The sequence below is a fragment of the Streptomyces sp. NPDC026672 genome (genome assembly GCF_040638185.1).
Classification (GTDB): domain Bacteria; phylum Actinomycetota; class Actinomycetes; order Streptomycetales; family Streptomycetaceae; genus Streptomyces.
In genome coordinates this window covers 36,617-53,907 of record NZ_JBEZXS010000015.1, presented here as the reverse complement: position 1 = coordinate 53,907, position 17,291 = coordinate 36,617, and the positions used below count along the sequence as shown (strand labels likewise).

Here is a 17,291-nt window from a genome sequence, read left to right as displayed (position 1 = left end):
GCGTCAGCCCATCTCCTCCAGGGCCTTGCCCTTCGTCTCCTTGACGAACCTGAGCACGAACGGGATGGAGAGCGCGGCGAAGACCGTGTAGATCACGTACGTGCCGGACAGGTTCCAGTCGGCCAGCGACGGGAAGCTCGCGGTGATGGCCCAGTTGGCGAGCCACTGCGCGGCTGCGGCCACGCCCAGCGCGGCGGCGCGGAGCCGGTTCGGGAACATCTCGCCGAGCATGACCCAGACGACCACGCCCCAGGACAGGGCGAAGAAGAGGACGAACACGTGGGCGGCGACCAGGGCGATCCAGCCCTGCGTGGCGGGCAGCTTGCCGTCGACCAGGTCGTACGAGAACGCCCACGCCTCCAGCGCGAGGCCGACCGCCATGCCGACGGAGCCGATGAGCGCGAGCGGCTTGCGGCCGATGCGGTCCACGAAGATCATCGCGATCACGGTGCCGACGATGTTGATGATCGACGTGGTGAACGAGTAGAAGAAGGAGTCCGTCGGGTCCACGCCGACCGACTGCCACAGCGTCGAGGAGTAGTAGAACGCGACGTTGATGCCGACGAACTGCTGGAAGACCGACAGCCCGATGCCGACCCAGACGATCGGCTTGAAGAGGAAGCCGCCGCCGAGCAGGTCCTTGAAGGTCGACCGGTGCTCGCTCTTCATCGCCAGCTCGATCTCGGTGACCCGCGCGTCCAGGTCGGCCTCCCGGCCCTCGACCTCGGCGAGGATCGCGCGGGCGCGCTCGCGCCGGCCGACGGAGAGCAGGAAGCGGGGGGACTCGGGGATGGCGAAGGAGAGCAGGCCGTAGAGGAGGGCCGGGATCACCATGACGCCGAGCATGACCTGCCAGGCTTCCAGGCCCATGAGCTGACCGCGCTGGTTGCCGCCCGCGGCGTTGAGCAGGCCCCAGTTGACCAGCTGCGAGATGGCGATGCCGACGACGATCGCGGCCTGCTGGAAGGAGCCGAGCCGGCCGCGGTAGGCGGGCGGGGCGACCTCGGCGATGTAGGCGGGGCCGATGACCGAGGCCATGCCGATGGCGAAGCCGCCGATGATCCGCCAGAAGGCGAGGTCCCACAGCGCGAACGGCAGGGCGGAGCCGACGGCGCTGATCGTGAACAGCACGGCGGCGATCTGCATGCAGCGGATGCGGCCGATCCGGTCGGCGATCCGGCCGGCGGTGGCGGCGCCGATGGCACAGCCGATCAGCGCGATGGCGATGACCTGGGCGAGGGCCGCGGAGCCGATGTCGTAGCGGTCACGGATGGCCTCGACGGCGCCGTTGATCACGGAGCTGTCGTAGCCGAAGAGGAAGCCGCCCATGGCGGCCGCCGCCGCGATGAAGATGACGTGCCCGAGATGTTCGGGGTGAGCCGTGCTCCCGGCTCCTGACTGCGGTGCCTGCGCTGTGCTGGTCACGTGTAACTCCTCGGGCCACCGACAACATCGCCGGAGGTGTGGGGCGAGCCCTTCAGGGATTCCAGTGGCGCATACCCGCACACCACTCACTCACGCCTGAAGGTAAAAACAACATCACAGAGACTATGCCTTCAAGTTTCGAAGTCAACATGAGGGTGATCCGGACCTATGTGACCTTTTAGATAGCCGGTCGGATGCCAAGTGCCGAAGTTGTGTACATCTCTTGAAGGGGAGGCGCCGCGGACACATCACCGCAGGCGCTGCGAGATCACCTTCGACACCCCGTCGCCCTGCATGGAGACGCCGTACAGCGCGTCGGCGACCTCCATCGTGCGCTTCTGGTGGGTGATCACGATGAGCTGCGAGGACTCCTGGAGCTCCTGCATGATGCGGATGAGCCGCTGGAGGTTGGTGTCGTCGAGGGCGGCCTCGACCTCGTCCATCACGTAGAACGGGCTCGGCCGGGCCTTGAAGATCGACACGAGCATCGCGACGGCGGTCAGCGAACGCTCGCCGCCCGAGAGCAGGGACAGCCGCTTCACCTTCTTGCCCGGCGGACGCGCCTCCACGTCGACACCGGTGGTGAGCATGTTGTCCGGGTCCGTCAGGATCAGCCGGCCCTCACCGCCCGGGAACAGCCTGCTGAACACGCCCTCGAACTCGCGGGCGGTGTCGCGGTACGCCTCGGTGAAGACCTGTTCCACGCGCTCGTCGACCTCCTTGACGACCTGGAGCAGGTCGGCGCGGGTCTTCTTCAGGTCCTCCAGCTGCTCACTGAGGAACTTGTGCCGCTCCTCCAGCGCGGCGAACTCCTCGAGGGCGAGCGGATTCACCTTTCCGAGCTGCTGATACGCCCGTTCGGCCGCCTTGAGCCGCTTCTCCTGCTCCGCCCGCACGAACCTCTTCGGCTGGTTGCGGGGGTGCTCCGGGTCCTCGGGCAGCACCTCGCCCTCGGCGGGCGGGGAGGGCGGTACGAGCTGGTGGGGGCCGTACTCCGAGACGAGTCCCGCCGGTTCGACGCCCAGTTCCTCCAGCGCCTTCGACTCCAGCTGCTCGACGCGCATGCGCTTCTCGGCGCCCAGGACCTCGCCGCGGTGCACCGAGTCCGTCAGCTTGTCCAGCTCGGCCTTGAGGTCGCGGCCGGCGGTCCGGGCGGCGGACAGCTCCTGCTCGCGGCGGGCCTTGGCGGCCTCGGCGGCGGTACGTTCCTCCCCGGCCCGGACGAGCGAGACGTCGACGTGGACGAGCAGTTGCCGGGCACCGGAGCCGACGGCCTCCGCGACGGACGCCTCGTGGCGCAGCCGGGCGCGGCGCTGCTCGGCCCGTGCGCGTGCCTCGCGTTCGGCGCGGGCGCCGCGGTCGAGCGCGTCGGCGCGGCCGGCGAGGCCCTTGACGCGTTCCTCGTGGGTACGGGCCTGGAGGCGGGCCTCCATCTCGGTCTGCCGGGCGTTGGCGCCGTCGGCGGCGAGCCGGTCGCGCACGGAGGTGTCCGGTTCCTCCTCGACGGGCAGCTCCTCGGCCACGGCCAGCCGCTCCGCCAGTTCCTCGGCCTCCGTGACGGCCTTGTCCAGGGCGTCCTGTGCGCGGGACGCGGCGGCGGTGGAGCGCTCGGCCTCACCCGCGGCGCCCCTGGCCTGGCCCGCGAGGCGGCCGAGCTGCTGGGCCACGGCCGACTTCTCGCGGTCGGCGGCCCGGCGCCGCTCCCCCAGTTCCTCGACGAGCGCGGCGGACTCCTTGCGCCGCTGTGCCGCCTCCTGCTGCGCCGCGGCCAGGTCCTCGCACCGTACGGCCAGCTCCTCCAGCTCGGCGGCGGCCTCGTCGACGGACGCCTGCACCTCCAGCAGGCTGGGCGCCCCCGCGGAGCCGCCGTGCGCGAAGTGCGCCCCGAGGAGGTCGCCCTCGGCGGTCACCGCGGTCAGCTCGGGGTGGGCGCGGACCAGTGTCTCGGCGTCCTCCAGTGTGTCGACCACGACGATGCCGCGCAGCAGGCGGCGCACGGAGGGCATGAGCTCGACCGGTCCCCTCACGAAGCGCTCCGCGGGGTGCGCCGAAAGGACGGGGAGGGGTCGTTCTTCGACTGCGGGTGCGTCGTGGCCGGTCGCGCCGTTCCCCGCGCCCCTTTGGGGCGATGACGGTGGCGGCGTGGAGTCGTGCGGGGGTGTTGTCGCCTCGGGCGGGTGAGGTCGTTCCTCGGCTGCCGGTTCGTCGTGGCCGGTCGCGCCGTTCCCCGCGCCCCCTTCGGGGGCTGTTGTCAGGAGGAGGGAGACTCGGCCTGCGTCCTGTTTTTTGAGTAGGCGGATTGCTTCCGCCGCTGATGTGGGGGTGGTCATCGCGATCGCGCCGGCCGCCGCTCCGAAGGCCGCGGCCAGGGGGATCTCGCGGCCCGGGGTCACCGTGAGGAGTTCCGCCGCCGGGCCCAGGACCCCGGTGAGCCGGTCCCGTGCGCCCAGCAGTGCTCCGGTGCCGTCCTTGCGCCTGAGGCCCAGCGCCAGCGCCTCGTGGCGGGCCTTGGTCGCCGCCCGCCGGCGTTCGGCCGCCGTGGCCGCCTCGCGCGCGGCGCCGAGCGCGGCCTCCGCCTCGGTGAGCTGCCGCCTGGCCTCCTCGTGCCGCTCGCCGAGTTCCGCATCCCCGGCGTCGAGGCCGTCCACCTCCGCCTTCAGCGCCTCGTACTCCTCCTGCGCCGTGACCGCCCGTTCCTGCGCCTCGTCGCGCGCCGCGGCGAGGCGGTCGATCTCGGACTGCGCGGCGGCGGCCCGTGAACGCGCGGCGTTGACCTGCCCGTTCAGCCGGGCCAGTCCCTCGCGCCGGTCGGCGATGGCGCGCGCGACGTCCTTCAACCGCCTCTCCTCGACGGCCAGTTGGCGCTCCAGCTCGGCCCGATGGGCTACTGTGTCCTCAAGCGCGTGCTGCGCCGCCTCCAGGGCGGCCTCCAGTTCCGCTTCCTGTTCGCGGATGCGCTCCGCCTCGCGTTCCATGTCCTCGGGGTCACGGCCGCGCCGCTCCTCCGGGGGCGTCGACGTCGCGCTCTTGACCCGGGCGTCGGCCAGCGAGACGGTGCCGCGCACCCGCTCGGCGAGCTGGGACAGTTCGTACCAGGTCTGCTGGGCGCGTTGGAGCCGGGGCGTGAGTTGTCTTACCTCGTCCTCCAGCAGGGCCTCGCGTTGGAGCGCCTTGCGCAGCTCCTGTTCGGCGGCCTCCTTGCGCTCCTTCAGCGCGGCCTCGTCGGCAACCTCGGTCCTCAGCGCCTCCCGCAGCCGTACGAGATCGTCCGCGAGGAGCCGCAGCCGTGCGTCGCGCAGGTCCGCCTGGATCACCGCCGCCCGCCGGGCGACCGCCGCCTGCCGGCCGAGCGGCTTCAGCTGCCGCCGCAGCTCGTCCGTCAGGTCCTGCACCCGCGCCAGGTTGGCCTGCATCGCGTCCAGTTTCCTGAGCGCCTTCTCCTTGCGCTTGCGGTGCTTGAGGACACCGGCCGCCTCCTCGATGAAGGCGCGGCGGCCCATGGGATCGGCGTGCAGAACGGAGTCGAGCTGACCCTGGCCGACGATGACGTGCATCTCCCGGCCGATGCCGGAGTCGGAGAGCAGTTCCTGGATGTCGAGCAGACGGCACGTGTCGCCGTTGATCTGGTACTCGCTGCCACCGTTGCGGAACATGATCCGCGTGATGGTGACCTCGGTGTACTCGATGGGCAGGGCCCCGTCGGAGTTGTCGATGGTCAGCGACACCTCGGCCCGGCCGAGCGGCGGGCGCCCGGTGGTGCCGGCGAAGATGACGTCCTCCATCTTGCCGCCGCGCAGCGACTTGGCACCCTGCTCGCCCATCACCCAGCTGAGCGCGTCCACGACATTGGACTTGCCCGAGCCGTTCGGACCGACGACACACGTGATCCCCGGCTCGAACCGGAGCGTGGTCGCCGAGGCGAACGACTTGAACCCACGGAGGGTCAGGGCCTTGAGGTGCACGCCGCCGGACTCTACCTTCCGGCGCTATCTCACTCCATGAACCCTCGCAACCCCGCGGTTTCGCCGATGAACATGCAGGGCACACCAGACGTTAAAGAGTCTGAAAGGATGCGCGGGGAAAGAAGGAAGGGACGCCGAGGCGTCCCTTGCAACTCTGACAACTGAAGCGGTTGATACGGGCAGCCCAACCACTGCGTGAGCTGTTGTGGAGCGATGCAGCGATCAGGTGAGCGCAGGCTCCGCCTGGCGTGCGTCGACGCTCTCCATGATCCTGTCGTGAGAAGCGGCAGCCGTCAGCTCGTCGTTCTCGGCCTGGATCCGTACGAGCTCGGATTCCAGGTCCTGTACGCGCTGCTGGAGCCGTCGCATCTCGGCGAGGAGTCGAGGGTCGGAGCCGCCGACGTAACCGAGAAGCGCCTTTGCCATGATGGATGGTCCTCCACACTGAGTGACCGACCGAATCGGTGTGGGTCGTGAGGGATTCGCACCCGTGGTGCTTGACACACTCAAGTGTTGCTCTGTTGTTGCCACATGCCAAACAGCTAAGGTGCGCGGGGCTTTCAGCGTCTCACCAAAAAGTTTGACGGTCAACACGATCACACCCCGTATTGGGGGCAACCCGGGCGGGCACGGCCTGGGAACGGCGGCGCGGCCACTGGCGCGGGGCCCTCGGGGCGAGGCGGTCAGCTGTAACTGCGGAGCCTGCCACGGGACGCCGTTCTTGGCAACCACCAGGCTCTTTCTCCTCCTGCCGGTTGCCTGTGGCATGTACCGGACGGCTCCCGCGGGGGACCGTCCGGGGGACGGTCAGCGGACGCCGAAGCCGTCGTAACCGCCGCGGGGTGTGTCCCAGATCTCGGTGACACCGTCCACGCGCCCGGGCGTGTCGTCACTCTGGAGCCAGTCGAGCAGTCCCTCGCAGCCCTCACGCGCCCCTTCCGCAACCACCTGGACCCGTCCGTCGCCGAGATTGAGAGCAAAACCACTCAGGCCGCCGATCTCCAGCGCCTTGGCCCGCGTGAACCAGCGGAAACCCACACCTTGGACGTGTCCGCGCACCCAGGCGACCAGCCGTACATCCTCGCTCATGGCTGCAACCTAGCGGGCCAATGTCGCTCGGGGCACTTCGTCAACTCCCGCCATGCGGTACCGTCCCGACCCAGTGAATCTCATATGAAACTCACTCGATCGTGTGAGTTGGGGCGCATCCGTGAGGCCATTCGGAAGCGGTCGCCCGCGAGACGAGGAAGGCAAGGACATGGGACGCCACCGACGCGCCGCCGCCGGCACCCAGGACGGTCCCGCCACTCTGGGCATCGCGCCCTATCTGAACCCGGACGCGTACGCCGACGCGGACACGCGCAGCGCCGCGTACCTCTACGCGGCCGACGACCCGTACGCACCGGCCCACGAGTACGGGCAGGTCACGGAGACGGTCGCCTTCCCGGCCCAAGGGTTCGCCTCCGACAGGTTCCCCGCCGACACGTACGCCTCCGACCGGGTCGTCTCCCACGGGTACCCGGACGACCGGTTCACCAGGGACCTGCCGGGCGGGGAGCGGTTCGACGACGGATTCACCCCGGGCCGGTTCGCCACGGACGGCTTCGCGGACGACGGCTTCGCGGGGGACGATTTCAGCCCGGACGGCGGCGCCCGGGGCCGGGGGCACCGGCGGAAGAAGAAGGCCGCGACGCCCGTGCGCACGGGTCTGCTCGGAGTCTCGGCGGCGGTCGCCATCGGCACGGTCGCGGTGGCCACGGGTGTGGTGCCCGGTCTGGAGAACTACCGGCTCGGCGGCGGCACCGGCACGAGCGGCGGCGAGAGCGTGCAGGCCGCGGGTGTGCCCACCAACTCGGCCACCGAGCAGGGCGGCACGTCCGGCAGCGCCGACGCCGGCGAGCGCGGCACGAGCGGCGGCACCGCGAGCAGGGACGGCGGGCGCTCGGTCTCGCCGGCCCCCTCGGCCCCGGCGGCCTCCACGGCGCCCGCGCCCACGGAGACCCCGTCGCCGAAGCCGAAGAAGCCCAAGCCGACGACTCCGCCCGGACGGCAGAAGGCCGAACCGAAGCCCACGCCCACGAAGGGGTCCGAGGAGACCTCGGCCCCGGCGACCGTCTCCACGGAGGCCGCCGCGGCGGCCGAGGTGGTGCGGCTGGTCAACGAGGAGCGCGCGAAGGTGGGGTGCAGCGCCGTCTCGGCGAACAGCTCCCTGGGCTCGCTGGCCGCTGCGTTCAGCGAGGACATGGCCGCGCGGGGCTTCTTCGACCACACCGACCCGGACGGGGCGAGCCCGTGGGACCGCGCCGCCGTGGCCGGCATCACCGACCTCGGGGGCGAGAACATAGCCCGGGGCCAGGCCGACGCCGCGGCGGTCATGGACGCCTGGATGAACAGCCCCGGCCACCGCGCCAACATACTGAACTGCGACTTCACCACCCTCGGCGTCGGCGTCCACTTCGGCGAGGGCGGCCCGTGGTGGACCCAGGACTTCGGCTACTGAGCCCGTCCCTCCGCAGCCGTCCCTCCTCCCCCGTTCCACGACAGAAGGCGCTAACCGTTGGTTAGCGCCTTCTGTCGGTCAGCGCTGTGCGCGCGTACGCTTTGGGTATGGACGCCATCGAGGAGGCCGCGGCGGAGGCCGAGCCGTACAACGTGTTCGCCAGGTTCTGCCCCTCGCGCGGCACGCTGGAGCACGTCACCGGGCGCTGGGGCGCGCTCACGCTGGGGGCGCTGTACGGGGGCCGGTTCCGGTTCAACGAGTTGCGCCGACGAGTCGACGGCGTGAGCGAGAAGATGCTGTCCCAGACGCTGCACGCGCTGGAGCGCGACGGGCTGGTCCACCGCGAGGCGCAGCCGACCAATCCCCCGCGCGTGGACTACGAACTGACCCCGCTCGGCCGTGCGGTCACCGACCGGCTCATGGCCCTCATCCGCTGTGTGGAGGGGTCGACGGACGACGTGCTGGAGGCCCGGCGGGCGTACGACGCCGACCGGGTCCCGGGGTGACGGAAGGCGCGGACGCTCAGTCGGCGAAACCGCGGAAGGTGCCCGTGGCCTCGGCCGCGTCCGCGTAGTCGGCGAAGTCCACGTTCGCGATGCTCAGGTTCGCGGACATCTCCGGGAACCAGCGCACCGGCACCCGGAACGACCGTCCGGGATCGTCGAAGAGGTCGACGGCCAGCAGCGGGTGCGCGGCGTCGGCCAGGGTGCCGGCGTCCACGAGGAACACCTCGCAGACCTTGTCCTCCTCCGGCGCGGCGGCGTCGGCGTCCACGATGTCCTGGACGCTCGCGCCCGCGAACCGCGGCTCGCTGACGAAGGTGACGCTGCGCTTCTCGTCTGCGGCCTCTATCGCGGTCCGTACGGCGGCCCAGGCGGCGTCGTCGGCGAAGTCGGTGCGCAGGACGAGCGTGGTCAGGTCCGCGGGCTGGGGTAGCGACATGAACATGATCCTCTCACCACCGTCCCGCCGTCGGGCGGGCGGTACCTCTCAGAGGACGGGCGGGCGCGGCGGGCGCTGGCACGTCGGGCAGTAGTAGCTGGAACGGTTCATCCAGGGGCGGCGGCGCATGGGCGTACCGCACCTCTTGCAGGGCAGGCCCTCACGTCCGTACGCGTCGAGCGAGCGGTCGAAGTAGCCCGACTCACCGTTCACGTTGACGTACAGGCTGTCGAAGCTGGTACCGCCGACGGCGAGCGCCGCCGTCATCACGTCCCGTGCGTGACCGAGGAGTTCGGCCGTGCGCGGGCGCGTGAACGTCGCGGTGGGACGGTCGTAGTGCAGACGCGACCGCCAGAGGGTCTCGTCCGCGTAGATGTTGCCGACACCGCTGATCAACGACTGGTCGAGCAGGGCGCGTTTGATGGTGGTGCGCTTGCGGCGCAGCGCCTGGTGGAACGCCTCGTCGTCGAAGAGCGGGTCGAGGGGGTCGCGGGCGATGTGCGCGATGACGTCGGGCAGCCCGTCGGGGGTGTTGTCGTGCAACGACAGCCCGCCGAAGGTCCGTTGGTCCACGAACCGCAGCTCGGTGCCCTGGGCGTCGGCGAACCGGACACGGACCCGCAGATGCCTCTCGTCGGGCGCCTCGTGCGGCTGCACCAGCAGCTGACCGCTCATGCCGAGGTGCGCCAGAATCGATTCGGCACCGTCCTCAAGGGGCAGCCACAGGTACTTGCCGCGCCGGCTCGGCGTTCCGATGCTCCGGCCCTTGAGCCGCTGCGCGAAGTCGTCCGGCCCTGCGAGGTGACGGCGCACGGCGCGCGAGTGCAGCACCTCGGTGTCGGCGACGGTGCGATGGGCGACCCACCGCGCGAGGCCGCGCCGTACGACCTCGACCTCGGGCAACTCGGGCATCGAACCCCCCGTACGGGAACGGTGGACGGGCCGAGCGCCCGCCCCCTGGGCGGGAGCGGGCGCTCGGGCCGTCGTGATGTGTCGTGCGTCAGGCGGAGGCGGACGACGCGCCGTCGTCCTCGGCGACGATCGCTGCCGCGGCAGCCCTGGCCCGCTCGTCCGCCGCGGCCCGGATGGACCGCCACGCGGACTCGGCGGCCTGCTGTTCCGCCTCCTTCTTGCTGCGGCCGGTGCCGGTGCCGTACGAGACGCCTCCGACGCGGGCGGCAGCAGTGAAGGTCTTCTCGTGGTCGGGGCCGGTCTCCGTGACCAGGTACTCGGGAACGCCGAGCCCTTCGGTCGCGGTGAGCTCCTGGAGACTGGTCTTCCAGTCCAGGCCGGCTCCGAGGTTCGAGGACTTCTCGATCAGCGGGTCGAAGAGCCGGTGCACCAGCTCGGACGCCGAATCGAGGCCCTGGTCGAGATAGACCGCGCCGATCACCGCTTCGAGGGTGTCGGCGAGGATGGACGCCTTGTCCCGGCCGCCCGTTCCCTCTTCACCGCGGCCGAGCCGGATGAAGGAGCCCAGGTCGAGTCCGCGGCCCACTTCCGCGAGCGCACGAGAGTTCACCACCGCGGCCCGCAGCTTGGCCAGCTGGCCCTCGGGCAGGTCGGGGTGGGTGCGGTACAGCGTGTCCGTGACGACGAGGCCGAGCACGGAGTCCCCCAGGAACTCCAGCCGCTCGTTCGTCGGCAGACCGCCGTTCTCGTACGCGTAGGAACGGTGGGTCAGTGCACGCACCAGAAGGGCGGACTCGAGCCGGTAGCCGAGCCGCCCTTCCAGAAGCGTGTGGGACGAGGCCGTGTTGTCCGCCTTCTTCTTGGCGGGTGATTCCGCCTTCCTGGGACTGGACACTGTGCCTCTCACCAGCCGCTCAGACCTCGAGGACCTGGCGCTTGTTGTAGGTGCCGCAAGACGGGCACGCGATGTGCTGCTGCTTGGGCTCGTGGCAGCGCTCGCACGCAACCAGGGTGGGGACCGCAGCCTTCCACTGCGACCGGCGGTGGCGCGTGTTGCTGCGCGACATCTTCCGCTTCGGAACAGCCACGGCTACTTCTCCTGCTTCTCGGCGGCGCGCGCGGACCCTGGCCCGTCGCCGCTCATCTCGTCCTTCTCGTCCGGCATGGTGCCGGCGAGTCCCTGCAATGCCGCCCAACGGATGTCGACGGCGTCGTGGTGGTGGTCCGGGTCGTCCGCGAGCCGTGCTCCGCACTCGGAGCACAGACCCGGGCAGTCGTCCCGGCACACCGGCTGCATCGGCAGTGCGAGCACCACCGCATCGCGCAGCACCGTTTCGAGGTCGAACAGGCCGTCCTCGATGAAGAGCCTGTCCTCGTCGTCCTCGGCGTCGTCGCCGGGCTCCGCGATCACGCGGCCCCGGTCGTCGGCGTCAGGGTACGAGAACATCTCCTGGAAGTCCGCTTCGAGATCGAACTCCAGCGGCTCCAGACACCTTACGCACTCCCCCTCGGCCCGCGCACGGGCGGTACCCGTGACGAGCACCCCCTCCATGACGGACTCCAGCCGGAGTCCGAGTTCCACCGGGGCGCCTTCCGGCACTCCGACGACTCCCTGGATACCGAGGTCCCTGGGGGCGTCGACCGTACGGGACAGCCTCTGGAGCGCACCGGGACGCCGTCCCAGCTCGTGCGTGTCGAACACGAGGGGGTTGCGGTGGTCGAGGCGGGCGTTGGAGGCCATTCCTGCTTTCGGTCTTCCGAACTAGGAGGGAGCGCCGCCCCCGGTGTTTCGGGGCAGCGTTGATCGCGGACGTAGACGCGACCGAACAGCCAGGATACTGGACCTTTCGCTCCCGGCCCAATCCGGTGGTCGCCACGGACCGCCGGGCCCCGTGCTACAGGCCCCGGCCCTGCTCGTAGGCGCGCAACTGCTCGGCGCTGATCATGCTGGTGTCGAACAGGCTGGTCTCGTCGAGGGCGTATCCCGGGTCCGCCTGCTGCTGGGACTGCTGGGGCTGCTGCTGGCCGGTGTTCGGGTCGTAGCCGCCCTGCTGCGGGTCGTAGCCCTGGTGGTACGCGTACGGATCGGCCTGCTGGTAGCCGTACGGGTCCTGCTGCTGGGCGTACTGATAGCCGTAGGCGTCGGCCTGCTGGTAGCCGTACGCCTCCTGCGTGGGCTGCGGCTCGTAGGCGGGCTGCGGGGGCTGCTCGGGCCGCCGGGGCTCGTGCCGGCGGCCCGACTGCTCGGCCGGGGTGTCGGCGAGGGCCGCGAGGTCGGCGAGGTAGTCGGCGTCGCTGGAGTGCTGGAACGTCGTGGTGTCGTCGGCGAGGGCGCCGAGGTCGTCGCTGGCGATCCGGCCGTGCAGCTTCTGGCGGCCGCGGCCCACCGCCTCCAGGGTCTTGGCGAGGACCGCCTCGAAGGCGCCGAGCTTCACGTCGACGTACTCGTCGGCGTTGCGGCGCAGGGTCTCGGGGTCGTGGCTGCGCTCGGGGGCGTCCTCGTCCTCGTAGCCGTCCTCGTCGAGACCGGGGCCGGTGCCGAGCAGCTTCTCCCGGCCGCGGCCCACCGAGCCGAGCGTCTTGGTGAGGACGACCTCGAAGTTGGCGAGCTTGGAGTCGACGTAGTCGTCGGCCTCGGCGCGGACCTCCTCGGCCTCCTGGCGGGCCTCGGTGAGGATCCGGTCGGCCTCGGCCTGGGAGCGGCGGGCGACCTCGGTGCCGGAGATCAGCGAACCGCGCTCCTGGTGGGCGTTCTCGATGATCCGCTCGGCCTCCTGACGGGCCTGCTCGACCACCTGCTCACGGCCGCCGATCAGCTCCTCGGCCTGGGCGAGGGAGCCGGGCAGGGCCTGGCGCACCTCTTCGAGCATCGCGAGCAGATCGGCGCGGTTGACCACGCACGACGCCGACATGGGCATGGCCCGGGCACTGGAGACCGCGCTCACGATCTCGTCGATCTTCTTCTGCACGTCCACCTGTGCTCGCCACTCTCTACCGCTGTGTTGGAGACGGACGGGACGACTGTAGCTCCATCAGTCCTTGCGCAGGCGCTTGTTGAGCGCCTCCAGGACGACGGGCGGGACCAGGTGCGCGATGTCGCCGCCCCAGGTCGCGACCTCCTTCACCAGGGAGGAGGAGAGGAAGCTGTAGGTGGGGTTGGTCGGCACGAACAGCGTCTCGACGCCCGAGAGGCCCATGTTCATCTGGGCCATCTGGAGCTCGTAGTCGAAGTCGCTGACGGCGCGCAGGCCCTTGACGATGGCGGGGATGTCGCGCTGCTTGCAGAAGTCGACGAGGAGGCCGTGGAACGCCTCGACGCGGACGTTCGCGTACTCGGCGGTGACCTGGCGGATCAGGTCGATCCGCTCGTCGATCTCGAACAGGCCCCTCTTGGACTTGTTGATCATCACCGCGACGTACACCTCGTCATAGAGGCGAGAAGCACGGGAGATGATGTCGAGATGTCCGTTGGTGATCGGGTCGAACGACCCGGGACAGACGGCGCGGCGCACTTGTGATCCCTCGCTCTCCGGTCCGGTCATCGTGCGTCTTCGCACGTAGAGGCGGCGCGACCGTACCAAAACGTTCCCTCGCCGTAACGACGGGCCCTGATCGGCTCGAAGCCGACGGGCCAGACGAAGGCGCCGCCCCTGGTGCTGCGCTCCACGGTGACGAGGGCTTCCGGCGCGAGCCACCCCTCCGTGCGGAGTGTGAGCAGGATCTCCCGAAGATCGCCGTCCGACACGGCGTACGGGGGATCGAGGAAGACGAGGTCGTACGGCTCCGACGGCGCCGGCGACTGGACGATCTGTTCGGCCCTTCCCGCCCGCACCTCGGCGCCGGGGAGGCCGAGGTTCTTGACGTTCTCCCGGATGACCTTGGCGGCACGGGCGTCGGCCTCGACGAGGAGGGTGTGGCCGGCGCCGCGGGACAGCGCCTCCAGGCCCACGGCGCCCGAGCCGGCGTAGAGGTCCAGGACGCGTTCGCCGTCGAGGGGGCCGCCCACCAGCGACTGCCAGGTGGAGAAGAGGCCCTCTCTCGCGCGGTCGGAGGTGGGGCGGGTTCCGGTGCCTGGCGGTACGGACAGACGTCGTCCGCCTGCTGCGCCGGCGATCACGCGGGTCATCTTCGGTCCTTGCCTGTGAGCGACTTCAAGGTTCAGTGTGGCTGGTCGCGCCCGCGCGGCGCAGCCGCACGTCGATACGGCCCTGCGGCCCTCGGGGGCGCTGCTCCCTCTCACCCCTTCTCCAGGTACTGCTCCCTCTCCTCGTCCAGGAGGGCGTCCAGGGCGGTGCGCAGGCCGGGCAGCCGGTCCAGCTCCGGGTCTGCCTCGACCACGGCCACCGCCTCCTGCCGCGCCTCCGCGATGATGTCCTCGTCCTCGATGACCGCGAGGACGCGCAGGCTGGTGCGGGCGCCCGACTGGGCCTGGCCGAGGACGTCGCCCTCGCGGCGCTGTTCCAGGTCGATGCGGGAGAGTTCGAAGCCGTCGAGGGTGGCGGCCACGGCGTCGAGGCGGCCACGGGCGGCGCTCGCCCCGGGCATCTCGGTGACCAGCAGGCACAGGCCGGGGGCGGAGCCGCGGCCCACGCGGCCGCGCAGCTGGTGGAGCTGGGAGACGCCGAAGCGGTCCGCGTCCATGATGACCATGGCGGTGGCGTTGGGGACGTTGACGCCGACCTCGATGACCGTGGTGGCGACCAGGACGTCCGTCTCCCCCGCCGTGAAGCGGCGCATGACGGCGTCCTTGTCGTCGGGCTGCATCCGGCCGTGCAGGACCTCCACCGACAGGCCCTGGAGCGGGCCCTTCGCTAGCCGGTCGGCCACGTCGAGGACGGCGAGCGGGGGGCGCTTCTCGGCGTCGTCCTCGGGGGACTTCCGCTTCTTCGTGTCCTCCGGTTCGTCGCCGATGCGGGGGCAGACGACGTACGCCTGGTGGCCGCCGGCCACCTCCTCGCGCACCCTCTCCCACGCGCGGGCCAGGAAGTGGGGCTTGTCGGCGGCCGGGACGACATGGCTGGCGATGGGCGAGCGGCCGGCGGGGAGCTGGTCGAGGACGGAGGTCTCCAGGTCGCCGAAGACGGTCATCGCGACCGTGCGCGGGATGGGCGTGGCGGTCATGACCAGGAGGTGCGGGGGCTGTTTGCCCTTGCCGCGCAGGGCGTCGCGCTGTTCGACGCCGAAGCGGTGCTGCTCGTCGACGACCACCAGACCGAGGTCGTGGAACTGGACCTTGTCCTCGATCAGCGCGTGGGTGCCGATGACCAGCCCGGCCTCGCCGGTGACGAGGTCGAGCAGCGCCTGGCGGCGGGCGGCGGCGCCCATGGAGCCGGTGAGCAGCACCACCTTGGTGGCCTTGTCGGCGCCGCCCAGCATGCCGCCCTCGGCGAGCTCGCCCATCATCTCGGTGACCGACCGGTGGTGCTGCTGGGCCAGCACCTCGGTGGGCGCGAGCATGGCGGCCTGCCCCCCGGCATCAACCACGGCGAGCATGGCCCGCAGGGCCACCATCGTGTTGTGGGTGACGGTGAAGTGATCGGTGACATACGCATGGCTGGGGTGGGCGACGCTGATGCACTGGACCGGCTTGCGCCCCACGCGTTCCACCGCCCGGATGCCGCGCCGGAAGGTGTGGTACTTCGGGCGCGGTCGGACGCGATCCGCCTTGCGGGTGAGCCTGAAGGGGGCGAACTCGTCGGGCAGAGCCACCGAAACGTCGAACGCGGACTTCTCGGGAAGGACACGGGCCCGGCCGCCCAGTGACCGGACGAGCCAGGCGACGTCCTCCGCCAGTCGGCGTGAGGCCGAGCACAGCGAGATGCTCAGCCCGTCCCGGTCGACGGTCCCGTCCGTGTCCAGGAGTCCTTGCAGGAGTGCGAGCCGGTTCTTGACCGACGTGTTCCTGAACTCCGCGGGGATGAACTTGTCGTGCGAGGTCAGGCCCCAGAGACCCAGGTCACGCAAGGTCTGGATGACGGGGTTGCGGGTGCCGCCGGAGCGCCGCGTCAGCTGAATCGTGTAGTCGCATCGAGAGCCCGGCACCGGAGCGAGACGGCAGTCGGGTGCCACGGCCGCCGCCACGGCCTGATGGATCTCGGCATCGGCGGTGGACATCCGCAGATGGTGGCGGAACGAGCCGTCCCCCAGCAGAAGGCCGAACAGGTACGGATCCAGTGGAGGACCCGCGTCACCGCCCAGGTCGACGGGCACCGCCGGCGGGATGTACCACTTCGACGACCCGTTGGCCTTGAACAGGTCGTGGCGGATCTCCCGCGTGGTCATCACCTCGGGCGGTCGGCCCCGATGCCAGTCGCAGCTGGTACCGACGATCCAGAGGTGCTCGTCGTCGCATTCCACGGAACTTCCGTCCGAGAGGACGATGCGCCACACGTCCCGCTCCCCCTGGGGAAAGATCCCGTCGACCGGAGCGACCTCTCCCGACGGCACGACGACCTCGTCCCCCACCCGCATGTCGCCCATCCGGCGGAAACCCGTCGGCGTCAGCACGAGCGAGTCGAGCGGCTGGGCCTTGCCCGAGCCCACCTCGCCCTGGAGGAGGCGGTGCATCGGGTGGGGCGTGGCCAGGTCGGTGAAGATCTCGGCGGAGACCTTGCGCTGGCCGTCCGTGAGGGTGAAGGGGAGGCGGGCGTCGAAGGCCGTGAGGAGGCCGTCGGGGGCGGGGCGGCGGGGGACGGCGGGGAGCAGGGCGTCGGCGTGCCGGCGGCGGGCCAGGGCGACCTGGAGGACGAACGCCTCGTCCCACTTGAGACGGGCGCGGGCGGCGACGTAGTCGGCCTGGGTCGCGGGGCGGTGGATGCGGCGGAAGGCGTCCGGCAGGGAGAGCAGGCCCCGGCCCTCGCGCAGGGCGGGCGGCAGCGGGTCGACCGCCTCGTCGGCCCGGTCGAGCACCGTCTGCACCGCCTTGCCGATCTTCCAGGACTCCATCTTGGCGGTGGCCGGGTAGATCGGGATGAGGGAGCCGGCCCAGCTCTCGGCCGTCTCCGCGGCGTCGTCGTCGGTGGCCCGCAGCAGTTCGTAGGCGGGATGGGCCAGTTGGAGCCGGCGGTTGAACGCGGAGACCTTGCCCGCGAACATCGCGCGTGTGCCCGGCAGGAGCTCCTTGTGCGGCTTGTGCACGCCGTTGCCGAAGAAGACCAGTTGGAGGCGCCCGCTGCCGTCCGTGATCGTGACCTCCAGGCGCTGTCCCTTGCCGCGCGGTGCCTTGGCGGAGGCGAAGGTGTGCAGCCGGGCGTCGGCGACCTGGGCGACCACCGTGACGTGCTCGTCCATGGGGAGGTCGGCGAGGTGGGTGAGCCTGCCGCGCTCCTCGTATCTGCGCGGGTAGTGGTGCAGCAGGTCGCCCGTGGTGTGCAGGCCGAGGTGCTCGGCCATCACCTTCGCGGTGGCGGCGCCGAGCGCGTTCTTCAGTGGTTCGTCCAGTCCGGGCACGAGATCCATTGCACACCACCACGCTGACATTGCCGTATGCATACCGGGAAACCCCTGGTCAGGCGGGCTGTTCGAGCTTTAGGATGACGCGCTCCGGCCAT

Annotated in this window: 15 protein-coding genes; 2 read left to right on the top strand and 13 right to left on the bottom strand. The window is 70.8% G+C overall.

All coding sequences use genetic code 11. From position 1 onward, the window contains the following. Positions 1-3 precede the first annotated feature (3 nt). The 4 genes from AB0F77_RS19175 to AB0F77_RS19160 all read right to left on the bottom strand — a co-directional run bounded on the left by AB0F77_RS19175 (position 4) and on the right by AB0F77_RS19160 (position 6,476). On the bottom strand, positions 4-1,425 hold the full coding sequence (locus AB0F77_RS19175; RefSeq protein ID WP_361949519.1) for a sugar porter family MFS transporter: 1,422 nt from the start codon (positions 1,423-1,425) through the stop codon (positions 4-6). Positions 1,426-1,673: 248 nt separating this feature from the next. Further along, positions 1,674-5,387: an AAA family ATPase gene (locus AB0F77_RS19170; RefSeq protein ID WP_361949516.1), complete on the bottom strand. Its 3,714-nt coding sequence runs from the start codon at positions 5,385-5,387 to the stop codon at positions 1,674-1,676. A 222-nt stretch (positions 5,388-5,609) separates the two neighbouring features. Beyond that, positions 5,610-5,813: a hypothetical protein gene (locus tag AB0F77_RS19165; protein ID WP_361949513.1), complete on the bottom strand. Its 204-nt coding sequence runs from the start codon at positions 5,811-5,813 to the stop codon at positions 5,610-5,612. A 381-nt stretch (positions 5,814-6,194) separates the two neighbouring features. Then, on the bottom strand, positions 6,195-6,476 hold the full coding sequence (locus tag AB0F77_RS19160; protein ID WP_361949510.1) for an acylphosphatase: 282 nt from the start codon (positions 6,474-6,476) through the stop codon (positions 6,195-6,197). 169 nt (positions 6,477-6,645) lie between these two features. Here AB0F77_RS19160 and AB0F77_RS19155 point away from each other — a divergent pair, with 169 nt between their 5' ends. Both AB0F77_RS19155 and AB0F77_RS19150 read left to right on the top strand, forming a co-directional pair. After that, positions 6,646-7,887, top strand: coding sequence for a CAP domain-containing protein (locus AB0F77_RS19155; RefSeq protein WP_361949508.1), 1,242 nt, complete (start codon positions 6,646-6,648; stop codon positions 7,885-7,887). 107 nt (positions 7,888-7,994) lie between these two features. Next, on the top strand, positions 7,995-8,393 hold the full coding sequence (locus AB0F77_RS19150; protein ID WP_361949505.1) for a helix-turn-helix domain-containing protein: 399 nt from the start codon (positions 7,995-7,997) through the stop codon (positions 8,391-8,393). Positions 8,394-8,409: 16 nt separating this feature from the next. On the opposite strand, the gene AB0F77_RS19145 is transcribed toward AB0F77_RS19150, so the two are convergent. From AB0F77_RS19145 to AB0F77_RS19105, 9 genes are all read right to left on the bottom strand, one after another. Then, positions 8,410-8,829 carry a hypothetical protein gene (locus AB0F77_RS19145; protein WP_361949503.1) on the bottom strand — a complete coding sequence of 140 codons (420 nt, stop codon included), beginning with the start codon at positions 8,827-8,829 and terminating at the stop codon, positions 8,410-8,412. 48 nt (positions 8,830-8,877) lie between these two features. Beyond that, the gene (mutM, locus tag AB0F77_RS19140) at positions 8,878-9,741 is read right to left on the bottom strand and encodes a bifunctional DNA-formamidopyrimidine glycosylase/DNA-(apurinic or apyrimidinic site) lyase (protein ID WP_361949500.1); all 864 of its coding nucleotides are present in this window, start codon (positions 9,739-9,741) and stop codon (positions 8,878-8,880) included. A gap of 88 nt (positions 9,742-9,829) precedes the next feature. Continuing rightward, a complete protein-coding gene (gene rnc / locus AB0F77_RS19135) occupies positions 9,830-10,648 on the bottom strand; it encodes a ribonuclease III (protein ID WP_361949497.1) in 819 nt (272 codons plus the stop codon). Between the two features lie 7 nt (positions 10,649-10,655). Then, on the bottom strand, positions 10,656-10,829 hold the full coding sequence (gene rpmF, locus AB0F77_RS19130; protein ID WP_003951102.1) for a 50S ribosomal protein L32: 174 nt from the start codon (positions 10,827-10,829) through the stop codon (positions 10,656-10,658). Positions 10,830-10,831: 2 nt separating this feature from the next. Then, on the bottom strand, positions 10,832-11,482 hold the full coding sequence (locus AB0F77_RS19125) for a YceD family protein (RefSeq protein ID WP_361949494.1): 651 nt from the start codon (positions 11,480-11,482) through the stop codon (positions 10,832-10,834). A gap of 154 nt (positions 11,483-11,636) precedes the next feature. Continuing rightward, entirely contained in the window at positions 11,637-12,716 is a 1,080-nt protein-coding gene (locus AB0F77_RS19120; protein ID WP_361949491.1) for an ATP synthase F0 subunit B, read from the bottom strand. Positions 12,717-12,773: 57 nt separating this feature from the next. Further along, positions 12,774-13,253 (bottom strand): pantetheine-phosphate adenylyltransferase, encoded by a 480-nt coding sequence (coaD, locus tag AB0F77_RS19115; protein ID WP_361949838.1) that lies wholly within the window; start codon positions 13,251-13,253, stop codon positions 12,774-12,776. A gap of 26 nt (positions 13,254-13,279) precedes the next feature. Then, positions 13,280-13,867 carry a 16S rRNA (guanine(966)-N(2))-methyltransferase RsmD gene (rsmD, locus tag AB0F77_RS19110; protein WP_361949488.1) on the bottom strand — a complete coding sequence of 196 codons (588 nt, stop codon included), beginning with the start codon at positions 13,865-13,867 and terminating at the stop codon, positions 13,280-13,282. Positions 13,868-13,977: 110 nt separating this feature from the next. Next, the gene (locus tag AB0F77_RS19105) at positions 13,978-17,199 is read right to left on the bottom strand and encodes a helicase-related protein (protein ID WP_361949485.1); all 3,222 of its coding nucleotides are present in this window, start codon (positions 17,197-17,199) and stop codon (positions 13,978-13,980) included. Positions 17,200-17,291: the final 92 nt, after the last annotated feature.

What these genes read in the sequence shown, in the direction of transcription:
- AB0F77_RS19165 (WP_361949513.1), bottom strand. Translation starts at nt 5,813, where the DNA reads ATGGCAAAGGCGCTTCTCGGTTACGTCGGCGGCTCCGACCCTCGACTC.
- AB0F77_RS19160 (WP_361949510.1), bottom strand. Translation starts at nt 6,476, where the DNA reads ATGAGCGAGGATGTACGGCTGGTCGCCTGGGTGCGCGGACACGTCCAA.
- AB0F77_RS19155 (WP_361949508.1), top strand. Translation starts at nt 6,646, where the DNA reads ATGGGACGCCACCGACGCGCCGCCGCCGGCACCCAGGACGGTCCCGCC.
- AB0F77_RS19150 (WP_361949505.1), top strand. Translation starts at nt 7,995, where the DNA reads ATGGACGCCATCGAGGAGGCCGCGGCGGAGGCCGAGCCGTACAACGTG.
- AB0F77_RS19145 (WP_361949503.1), bottom strand. Translation starts at nt 8,829, where the DNA reads ATGTCGCTACCCCAGCCCGCGGACCTGACCACGCTCGTCCTGCGCACC.
- mutM (WP_361949500.1), bottom strand. Translation starts at nt 9,741, where the DNA reads ATGCCCGAGTTGCCCGAGGTCGAGGTCGTACGGCGCGGCCTCGCGCGG.
- AB0F77_RS19125 (WP_361949494.1), bottom strand. Translation starts at nt 11,482, where the DNA reads ATGGCCTCCAACGCCCGCCTCGACCACCGCAACCCCCTCGTGTTCGAC.
- rsmD (WP_361949488.1), bottom strand. Translation starts at nt 13,867, where the DNA reads ATGACCCGCGTGATCGCCGGCGCAGCAGGCGGACGACGTCTGTCCGTA.
- AB0F77_RS19105 (WP_361949485.1), bottom strand. Translation starts at nt 17,199, where the DNA reads ATGGATCTCGTGCCCGGACTGGACGAACCACTGAAGAACGCGCTCGGC.